Source organism: Kitasatospora sp. NPDC056531, assembly GCF_042794375.1.
Taxonomy (GTDB): domain Bacteria; phylum Actinomycetota; class Actinomycetes; order Streptomycetales; family Streptomycetaceae; genus Kitasatospora.
On record NZ_JBHTTU010000159.1, the window covers coordinates 1 to 9,086 of the forward strand.

The window sequence follows — 9,086 nt, forward strand, 5'->3', positions numbered from 1 at the left end:
GGCGTGCCGATCCGGTCGTGTTCGAGCGCGGACCGCAGGGTCGCGAGGGCCCGCGCGAGCGCCGACGCCGACGGGCCGTCGAGGGCGGCGCCGAGCAGTTCGGCCAGGGCGCCGGTGAAGGTGCGCTCCGCCGCGTCGACGAGCCGCGCGCCGTCGTCGGTCAGGGCCAGCAGCGAGGACCGGCGGTCCGAGGGGTTCGGCCGGCGGGCGGCCCAACCCTGCTTCTCCAGGCGGTCGATGCCCTTGCTGGTCGCCCCGACGCCGATGGCGAACTCGGCGGCGAGGTCCGCCACCCGGCACCCGGGGTGGTCGCGCAGGTAGCGCAGGAACTCGTACTGCGAGGTGACGATCCCGTGCCCCTCGCGCAGGCGGTCGTTGAGGGCGTTGTACAGGCGCGTCTCGCATCGGACCAGGTCGGCGAAGAGGTCCGGAAGGCCGGGGCCGGGGCCGGAGTCAGGGCCGGGGCCTGGGTCGAATTCGGCTGCGGCGCTCTCGCCACCCAATGTATATTCCACAGCAGATAGTGTACGGGAAGATACTTGTGGCGGGAGTGTGCCCATGAGCAGGGAACAGCGCATCCACATCGACGGGATCCTGCGGCGGCCGGGCCTCGACGGGCCCCGGTCCGTCGAGGAGATCCGGGCCGGGTTCAGGGCGCTGATGGCCCGGATGATCGTGCCGCACGACAGCATCCGCACCGCACCGACGACGCTCGGCGACCGGCCCGCCCTGCGCGTCGAGCCGAAGGGTGGGCAGGAGAAAGGCCCGAACGCCGGGACGATCCTGTACTTCCACGGCGGCGCCTGGGTCTTCGGCTCCCCCGAGACCGCCCTCTCGCTCACCGGCAACCTCGTGGCCAGGACCGGCCTCGGGGCGTACTCGCTGGACTACCGGCTCGCCCCCGAACACCCCTTCCCGGCCGCGATCGAGGACACCCTGAGCGCCTACCGCGCCCTCCTGGACCGAGGCGAGGACCCCGCGGCCATCGTGTTCGCCGGCGACTCCGCCGGCGGGGGCCTCGCCGTCACCACCTGCCTCGCCGCCCGGGACGCCGGCCTGCCGCTGCCCGCCGCGATCCTGGCCTTCTCCCCGGGCCTGGACGCGACCCGCACCGGCGAGAGCGTGGACACCAAGGAGGGCATCGACCCGATCTTCACCCGTGCGGCCCTCGAACACACCGGCGCCATGTACCTCGCCGGAGCCGACCCGCACCAGCCCCTGCTCAGCCCGGCCGTCCTCGCCGACCTCACCGGCTTCCCCCCGATGCTGATCCAGGTCGGCACCAACGAGGTGCTGCTGGACGACTCCACCCGCCTGGCCGCCCGGGCGAGCGCGGCCGGGGTGGACGTCGTCCTGGACGTCACCGCCGACGTGCCGCACGTCTTCCAGGCCTTCGCCGGCGTCCTCGACGAGGCGGACGAGGCGCTGGAGCGAGCAGCCCTCTTCCTGCGCCAGCGGATCCACGCCGGGCGTCGTACCCTCGCCCTGTGAACGATCAAGAGAGGCAAGACGAGCAAGAGGAGCAGGCGGAGTACGGCAGGTACCGCGCGGACACCAAGGTGCTGGCCGCGATCGGACGGTGCGTCGACGCCCAGACGGCCCCCGTCACCGTACGGCTGCCGAGGGCGGTGGCCGAGGCGGCCGTGGCGGCCTGGGAGCGCGAGGAGTCGGGGGAGCCGGGGGAGCCGGGGGAGGAGACACCCGAGCAGTACGTCCTGCGCAACCACGCGGCGGAGCTGGCGCTCATCGGCATCGCGCTCCAGCAGCACGGCCGTCGTGAGGGCGAGGAGGTCGTGGTCGAGCTGCCGACGGCCTCCGCCGGCGCGGCGGTGCGGGCATGGCAGGAACGGGGCCACGCATGGTTCCGGTGATGGACCAGAGCGGCGTGCTCGACGTACTGGACCTGCTGGCGGAGGCGGGCGCCACCGCGTGGGTGGACGGCGGCTGGGGCGTGGACGCCCTCGTGGGGGAGGCGACCCGGCCGCACTCGGGCCTCGACCTGGTCGTCCTGCTGGACCAACTCGACGTCGTACGGGAGGCGTTGGCCCAGGCCGGCTTCACGACCGTCCTGCGGGACCGGCTGCCCGCCGCGCTGGCCGTCACGGACGGCGCGGGCCGGGAGATCGACCTGCACCCGGTCACCGGCTCCGCCGGGAACGGCGGCTACCAGCTGCTCCCGGACGGGGAGCGCTTCCCCTACCCGCCCCCGGTGACCGGGGTGGTCGGCGGGCGCGAGGTGCTGTGCGTCGACGCCGAGACGCAGGTGCGCTGCCACCTCGGCTACCAGCCCACGGCCAAGGACCGCCAGGACATGGCGGAGCTGCACGCCCGCACCGCAGTCGCGCTGCCCGAGGAGTACCCGGCGTTGCCGGGAGTGGGAGTTCGGCCCCGCCGACTTCCCACTCACGGGTGGTCGCTAGAGGAGGTCGAACGCGCCCGCGCGGACGGCGGTGACGAAGGACTGCCAGGCGGAGGCGGAGAAGAGGAGGGCGGGGCCGGAGGGGTCCTTGGAATCGCGAACGGGCATGACGCCGATGAAGCCGTCGGCGACCTCGACGCACTGGCCGCCGCCCCCGCCACTGTACGAACTCTTCCGCCAGGAAGCGCCAGTCAGGTCGACATCCACTCCAAGTCCCTCCTCGCCGCACGAATGAAAGCTCGCGATTCGGCCTGACCAAGGGCCTCGATCGCAAGCCGATCGTAGCTGTTGGCCAGCACGGCAGTTGACTTGGTATCGCGGTCGATGTAGCCACGCTGCTCAATCTCGCCGTAAGCGAGAAGCTTGCGGTTCGGCATGGTAAGGAGAGTCGCCATGTGTGTGAACGGGCGCTCTTCGCCCATGGAGAACGGCACCACCTGGATGACCACGTTGCGGCGAGTGGTCATTTCCTCAAGGTGGAGCAGCTGTTCGACCATGACATCCCGCCCGCCGACAACCCTTCGCAGGCAGCTCTCGTCCAGCACCACGTGCAGAAGCGGAGGAGAAGACCTTTCCAGGATCTTCTGACGGTTGAGCCTGAAGTCGATGCGTTCCTCTGCCAGCTTTTCGCTCGTATCGGTCTGCCTGGCATAGCCCATTTCGATGGCTGTCGCATACGCCTGGGTCTGCAGGAGCCCGGTGACGATGTTGACCTCAATGATCCTGATCCGCTCCGCGAGGGCCTCGTAGCGGGCGTACTCCGGGAAGCCCTCCAGAATCGCGGCGTTCTTCAGCTGGTACCACATCAGCAGGAGGGTGCCGCCGGTGTCGAGTGCGATGTCGGCGAGTTCGGCGAGCCTGCGACTCGGGGGCCGGTGCGCAAGTTCGATGTAGGAGAGGTGCGAGGGGGAGCACTCAAGGAGCGGAGCCAGCTCCTCCTGGAGAAGGCCCTTGGCCTCTCGCGAGTTGCGGAGTTGGATTCCGAAGGGCGCCCAGGGGCTGGACTCCGGGTCAACCTTCTTCTTGTTCATGGCAGTTCTCAACTTCTAGCCAGCCCGAAGGCAAGTAGCAAGCCGCTTCCGATCGTAGGCAATGCCACGCCACCATGTGCACAGAACGTGAAACATCGATCGCGGAGGGTTCCATCCCCATGCCCCAAGACCAGGCTCCCCGCCTCCACGGCTACGGTGTCCGCTGGGACACCGAGGCCCGGTGCTACCGGGTCCGTAACGAGATGACGGGGGAGTGGCTGCGCAGCGCCGCCGGCGGTGAGTTGGCCTCCTTCACCTTCTTCTCCGACGCCTGGAGCGCGTGGAAGGTCTTCGAGGTGCACAAGCGCCCGGGGGAGCAGTGATGTCCTCGACCCTCTCCCGTGCGACCGCCGGGCAGCGCCGGCAGGCCGCCGCCGTCCTGGACGACCTGACCACCGTCCTCGCCCTCGGCGGCGTCACCCTCCCCACCCTCGAAGTCGACTGGGCGGGCGGCCGTTTGACGTGCGAGTACCTGCTCCACGTCACCGCCCGCCCGGTCGACCTCCTGCGGATCGTCGACCTGCTGCGCAAGGGCCTGCGCTACGAGCGCCTCACCTATGACGACTGAACTCCTGGCCCGCCTGCTCTGGTGGGCGGGCTTCGCCCTCTGCTCTTCGTCGCCCTCAGAAAGTAGAACCACCCCGATGCGCGACCCCCGTCTGCTCGCCAAGCCGCCCGTGACCCGGCTCGGCTGCCTCGTCCTCGTGCGCAACCGGCGCGGCGACGTCCTGCTCGTGAACCCGGACTACATGGACGGGATGATCCTGCCCGGCGGCGCCGCCAACACCAACGAGCCCCCGCACCGCGCCGCAGCCGCCACCTCCACACCGAGACCGGCCTGAACCTGCGCCTCACCCACATCGTCGCCGTCGACTTCACCCCCGCCGACCGCTACCTGGAACGCCTGAACCTGGTCTTCGACGGCGGCACGGTGTGCGACGACACCTCCCTCACCGTCCCGCCCCGGCACAGGAGCGGCCTGCTCGGCGCCCGCTTCGTCCCCGTGCGCGAACTGCCCGACGTCACATCCCCCGCCCAGCACGCGCGCCTCGCCGAGGCGTTGGCCAACCACACCCTGCCTGTCCTCCTCCACGGCCAGCGCACCGCCTGAGCCTGCGCCGGTCCGGCGTAAAGCGCTCACGCGGACCCGGCCGAGGCGTCACCCCGCGTGGTTGCGGCTGGCGGCGGCGACCGCGGCGAAGCCGTAGTCGAGCATGTCCCTCTCGTAGGAGCGGACGGCGTCGAGCAGGGGCGCGTCCGGGAGGAGTCGGGAGGCGAGCAGGCCCGCGTCGTGGAGCGCGGCTCCCGCGCTGATCCCGGCCGGGGCCATCGGGTGCGCCGCGTCACCGACCAGGGTCACCGGTGCCGGCGGCCACAGCGCGGGGCGTTCGGAGATCTGGACGCTCGCGGGCACGAGGTGGCGCAGGTCCCCCAGCCGGACCAGCGCGCCCAGCGAAGGGTGCCAGTCGGCGACGGTGTCCGTCGCCTTCGCCAGCAGGTGCGCCGCGCCCAGCCCGAAGAGCCCGGGGCCGTAGGCGGCGGCCGGGGCGGCCACGCTCCACATCACGTAGTCGTCGGCCGCCGGGAGTCCGAAGTCGGCGGGGCTGCGGCCAAACCGCTGCGCGGCCAGCGCGAGACGGCGGCCGTCCGGGCCGGACACGCCCAGGAAACCGTTGAGCGCCGGCTCCGGGGTCAGATCCCGTGCCTGGTCGGTCAGCGGCGTACGGCCGTAGATCGGCAGGGTGTCCTGCACGGTCACCGGGAAGTCGGGCAGCAGCTGGCGCCGGATGCCGGAGTTGGCCCCGTCGGCGGCGACCAGCAGGTCGCCCTCGGCGGTGGAGCCGTCGCTGAGGTGGACCCGTACGGTGCCCTCGTCCAGTCGTTCGAAGCGGCGGAAGTCGGCACCGACGCGGATCGAGTCCGTCAGCTCCCGCAGCATGATCCGGCGTAGCGTGAGCCGGTCGACGGTGATGCCGGCGGCATCCGCAGGAATCTTGATCCCGATGAAGTCCCGCAGGTCGGGGGCCGGTCATGCTGACGCCGCCGGTGGCCAGGCAGGAGGTGGCGACGGCCTGCGTCGTGGCCGTGTCGGAGCAGGCCGTGGGTGAGGCACGGGCCGGCCAGGCCGGCGCCGGCGATCAGAACACGCATGATGCAACCCCGAGTTGAGATCGTCTCATGTGAGACCTTCTCGGACGCTAGCATCGTGGCCATGGAACCTCAACCGGGTGATCCGGCGCCCCGGGAGTGCTGATCAGAATCGCTTGAGCGCAGACCCCCTGCTTCAGCTGGGGGTTGGCTCATCCTTGGCCCGGAGCCGCGCAGCGGCGCAGGTCGCAACGCGGCGCGCACCACCGGGACGACGGTCGCCGAGCTGACCGGCCAGGCTCAGGGCACCAGCACCAGCCGCCCCCGCAGCCCGCCCTCGGCCAGGCGCTCATGCGCCTCGCCGGCGCGCTCCAGCGGCAGGGTGGCGGCCAGGCGCAGGGTCAGGCGCCCCTGCTCGGCCAGCGCCGACAGGTGGGCCAGCGCGGCGCCGTCCGCGCTCACCCACACGTTCTCCACCCGGATCCCGCGCAGCCCCACCGGCTCGCTTCCGCCCGCCACCGCCGCGAACACGCCCTGCCCGCGCACCGCCCCCAGCGCGGCGAGGCCCAGCACCGCCGCGTCCACCGCACCGTCCACCCCGCCCGGCACCAACTCCCGTACAGCGGCCGCCATATCGGGCACCGTGCGCGGCACGAACCACTCGGCGCCCAGCGAGCGCACCAGCGCCTCGTCCCCGGCCCCGGCCACAGCCACCACCCGCAGGCCGCGCAGCGCCGCCAGCTCGATGGCGAAGCCGCCCACCGCCCCCGCCGCGCCCGTCACCAGCACGCTCGCACCCGCCGGCAGGTCCAGCAGGTCCAGCGCCTGCCAAGCGGTCAGGCCGTTCAGCGGCAGCGTCGCCGCCTGCGCGAAGCCCACCCCGGCCGGGGCCGGGGCCAGCGCGCCCGCGTCCAGCACCGCGAACTGCGCATAGGCGCCCAGGTCCACGTCCAGACGGTCGCGCAGCCCGACCACCCGCTGCCCCGGCGCGAAACCCGCCACCCCCTGCCCGACGGCGTCCACCACCCCGGCCACGTCCCAGCCGATGCCCGTCACCTCCCGCGCCGCCATCAGCCCCGCCTGCGCCAGCACCCCCGCGCGGGTCAGGGCGTCCACCGGGTTCACCCCCGCCGCTTTCACCCGCACCCGCACCTGCCCCGCACCCACCCCGGGCAGCGCCACCTCGGCCACCTCCAGAGCCTCGGGCCCGCCGAAAGAGCGCACCACCACCGCGCGCATACCGCCCACATCCCTTCAAGGACTCGACAACACCGCCCAACCTAGGGAGAGTTACTCCCCGCCGGGAAGAACGCACCCCAAGGTGCGTAACCAACCTCCAGGGGAGGAGCGCCAGTTGCCCACCACGACCGCCGCCCAGCGCCGCGCCGCCGCACGGGCCCACTACGACGCCTACCTCGCCCAGTGCCCGGCCCGCCAACTCCTCGACCGCATCGGCGACAAATGGGTCAGCCTGACCGTCAACGCCCTCGCCGACGGGCCCCAGCGCTACAGCGACCTGCGCCGGCGCCTGGCCGGGGTCAGCGAGAAGATGCTCACCCAGACCCTGCGCGCCCTGGAACGCGACGGCCTGCTCAGCCGCACCGTCGCCGCCACCGTCCCCGCCCGCGTCGACTACACCCTCACCCCGCTCGGGCACGACCTGCTGCCGCTCGTGCGCTCCATCAAGGACTGGGCCGAGACCCACATGCCCGACGTCCTGGCCGCCCGCGCCGACTACGACCACCGCCAGCAGGACAGCGGCACCTGACGAACCGCCCGCCGCCACCCGGCGTCCCCGACGCGGGCACGCCGACGACCGGTGGACGGGGGCCCGCTTCGGCGCCGCTGTGGACGGTGGAGAGCGGGGGGCGGCTGACTGGTCCTCGGCTTCGAGGACGTCGGCGGCACGAATCCGGATCTCGCGCCGGGATCGTCAGAGCCCGGTGAGGCGCTGACGCCGTGCCCGGCCGGGCAGGCCGGGCCGTTCTCCATACCCACCGACGCCCTTGCCCGGCACTGGGAACGCCCCCTGCCGGGAAGGCCGGGAAGGCCGGGAAGGCCACGACTCCGCCCCGGCTCGGCCTTCCCGCACTGTACCCGGAGAGGAGTCGGGCCACGCCCCTGCACACGCCGGCCCGGCCGGCTTCGGCGCGGTCTCCCCGGGTGAAGACGGCGACGGCGGTGTGTCCCTCCCTTCGCCGGGCCGCATGCGTTCGGTGCCGTCGAGGACCGCTGTGAGGACCGCTGTGAGGGCGGCTTCGCGGATGAGGCGGGCGAGGGCGCCGATGCGGTCGGGGTTGCGCTGGCGGAGGTATAGGGGGCGGGGCCGGGAAGGGTGCCGGGATCAGGCGGTGACCTGGCCGGATGCCGGGTTCCCCGCCGGCTCGCGCGGGGCGCTGCGACACACGGGACTTCCCATCACCTCGCTACCTCGAAGTGATCGGATCGCGTTATCTACTGTGGTTTGTCATGATTTCCCGTCAGGTGCCCTGTCGCACTTGCGCCTTGTCGCGTGAGGGGTGCGGGGCGCTTTGCTGTGAGGAGAGGTGAACCTGCGGATGAGTGCTCGTACGCGTGCACAGGGCGATCTGCCGTGGTACCGGGTCAGCCGTCAGCGGCCTGTGGCCGTGTTCAACACCCTGGTCGGTGACACGGCCCCGGTGCGTGACGTCGTCGCGTCCGATCCGGACGGCCCGGGAGGACGGCGTGGGGAGCGCGGTGTGGGGGTGGTGTCGGTGGGGGGCGCGCTGCTGTCCGGTATGGCGCTGCTGGCGGTCACGGCCGCGCCGGTGGCCGCCGCGCCGGTGGAGGACGTGCCGGTGCAGGCGCAAGGGGCCGATCCGTCGCAGACCTTCACCTTCACCGGCGCGTCGCAGACCCTGACGGTTCCGGCGGCGGCGGTGGTGACGATCATCGCGGACGGCGCGGGTGGCGCCGACAACACCGGCACCACCTGTTCCGTCACGGGGACCGGTGGGACGGGGGCGCGGGTGGTGACCACCCTGCCGCAGACCACCGCACCGACGACCTTCACCGTCAACGTCGGCGGCACCGGCGGCAAGGGCTGCAACGGCACCGGCACGGCGGGTGCCGGCGGGTTCAACGGCGGCGCCCCTGGGGGGAGTTTCCCGCTCAGTGGTTTCAAGTTCGAAGGTCCGGGCGGGGGCGGGGCCTCCAGCGTCAGCACGGGCGGCTCCCTGCTGGTGGTCGCCGGGGGCGGCGGTGCCTCCGGCGGCACCGGAGCGGGCTCCACGGGAGGCAACGGGGGCAACGGCGGGACGACGCCGGATGCCACCGGCGGTACCGCGGGAAGTGCCACCGGCTCCGGGGCCGCGCCGGGGCAGGGCGGGGGCGGCGGCAGCACCACCACCAGTACCGGGGGTGCCGGCGGGGCCTCCGGCGTCGTTCCACTCTGCTCGGTCACCAACGGCGCGCCGGGGAGCGGGTTCTCCGGTGCCACGGTCGGCAGCGGCGGCGCCGGGGGCAGATTCGACGGCGGCTGCGCCGCCACTGCCATCGCCGGTGGTGGCGGCGGCGGGGGCGGGTAC

General features: G+C 72.8%; 12 protein-coding genes and 2 pseudogenes. 9 read left to right on the plus strand and 5 right to left on the minus strand.

Going from position 1 to position 9,086, the window contains the following annotated elements; translation table 11 throughout:
* The coding region (locus ACFQ87_RS42670; protein ID WP_380616356.1) for a MarR family winged helix-turn-helix transcriptional regulator at positions 1 to 515 on the minus strand (515 nt) is incomplete at its 3' end.
* Positions 516 to 558: 43 nt separating this feature from the next.
* Here ACFQ87_RS42670 and ACFQ87_RS42675 point away from each other — a divergent pair.
* The 3 genes and pseudogenes from ACFQ87_RS42675 to ACFQ87_RS42685 form a co-directional block, all read left to right on the plus strand.
* Positions 559 to 1,491 carry an alpha/beta hydrolase gene (locus ACFQ87_RS42675; protein WP_380616357.1) on the plus strand — a complete coding sequence of 311 codons (933 nt, stop codon included), beginning with the start codon at positions 559 to 561 and terminating at the stop codon, positions 1,489 to 1,491.
* Positions 1,488 to 1,871 (plus strand): hypothetical protein, encoded by a 384-nt coding sequence (locus ACFQ87_RS42680; RefSeq protein ID WP_380616358.1) that lies wholly within the window; start codon positions 1,488 to 1,490, stop codon positions 1,869 to 1,871. Before ACFQ87_RS42675 ends, ACFQ87_RS42680 begins: the two co-directional genes overlap by 4 nt.
* Positions 1,871 to 2,311 (plus strand): annotated as a pseudogene (locus ACFQ87_RS42685) (nucleotidyltransferase domain-containing protein); the annotation flags it as partial. The gene ACFQ87_RS42680 and the pseudogene ACFQ87_RS42685, both read left to right, overlap by 1 nt.
* A 105-nt stretch (positions 2,312 to 2,416) precedes the next feature.
* Here ACFQ87_RS42685 and ACFQ87_RS42690 read toward each other — a convergent pair.
* A complete protein-coding gene (locus ACFQ87_RS42690) occupies positions 2,417 to 2,626 on the minus strand; it encodes a DUF397 domain-containing protein (RefSeq protein WP_380616367.1) in 210 nt (69 codons plus the stop codon).
* A complete protein-coding gene (locus tag ACFQ87_RS42695) occupies positions 2,611 to 3,450 on the minus strand; it encodes a Scr1 family TA system antitoxin-like transcriptional regulator (protein WP_380616359.1) in 840 nt (279 codons plus the stop codon). Before ACFQ87_RS42695 ends, ACFQ87_RS42690 begins: the two co-directional genes overlap by 16 nt.
* A gap of 119 nt (positions 3,451 to 3,569) precedes the next feature.
* Between ACFQ87_RS42695 and ACFQ87_RS42700 the strand changes: the two genes are divergently transcribed.
* The 4 genes from ACFQ87_RS42700 (at position 3,570) to ACFQ87_RS42715 (ending at position 4,561) form a co-directional block, all read left to right on the plus strand.
* Positions 3,570 to 3,773, plus strand: coding sequence for a hypothetical protein (locus ACFQ87_RS42700; RefSeq protein WP_380616360.1), 204 nt, complete (start codon positions 3,570 to 3,572; stop codon positions 3,771 to 3,773).
* Complete coding sequence (locus ACFQ87_RS42705; RefSeq protein ID WP_380616361.1) at positions 3,773 to 4,018, plus strand: hypothetical protein; 246 nt, start codon at positions 3,773 to 3,775, stop codon at positions 4,016 to 4,018. The genes ACFQ87_RS42700 and ACFQ87_RS42705 overlap by 1 nt, the downstream gene beginning before the upstream one ends.
* On the plus strand, positions 4,008 to 4,292 hold the full coding sequence (locus ACFQ87_RS42710; protein WP_380616362.1) for a hypothetical protein: 285 nt from the start codon (positions 4,008 to 4,010) through the stop codon (positions 4,290 to 4,292). Before ACFQ87_RS42705 ends, ACFQ87_RS42710 begins: the two co-directional genes overlap by 11 nt.
* A gap of 89 nt (positions 4,293 to 4,381) precedes the next feature.
* A complete protein-coding gene (locus ACFQ87_RS42715; protein WP_380616363.1) occupies positions 4,382 to 4,561 on the plus strand; it encodes a hypothetical protein in 180 nt (59 codons plus the stop codon).
* 48 nt (positions 4,562 to 4,609) lie between these two features.
* On the opposite strand, the gene ACFQ87_RS42720 is transcribed toward ACFQ87_RS42715, so the two are convergent.
* Positions 4,610 to 5,389, minus strand: a complete 780-nt coding sequence (locus ACFQ87_RS42720; protein ID WP_380616364.1) for an FAD-dependent oxidoreductase — start codon at positions 5,387 to 5,389, stop codon at positions 4,610 to 4,612.
* A gap of 449 nt (positions 5,390 to 5,838) precedes the next feature.
* Positions 5,839 to 6,777 (minus strand): NADP-dependent oxidoreductase, encoded by a 939-nt coding sequence (locus ACFQ87_RS42725; RefSeq protein WP_380616365.1) that lies wholly within the window; start codon positions 6,775 to 6,777, stop codon positions 5,839 to 5,841.
* 115 nt (positions 6,778 to 6,892) lie between these two features.
* On the opposite strand from ACFQ87_RS42725, the gene ACFQ87_RS42730 reads away from it, so the two are divergent.
* Both ACFQ87_RS42730 and ACFQ87_RS42735 read left to right on the plus strand, forming a co-directional pair.
* Entirely contained in the window at positions 6,893 to 7,306 is a 414-nt protein-coding gene (locus ACFQ87_RS42730; RefSeq protein WP_380616366.1) for a winged helix-turn-helix transcriptional regulator, read from the plus strand.
* A gap of 790 nt (positions 7,307 to 8,096) precedes the next feature.
* Positions 8,097 to 9,086 (plus strand): annotated as a pseudogene (locus tag ACFQ87_RS42735) (hypothetical protein); the annotation flags it as partial.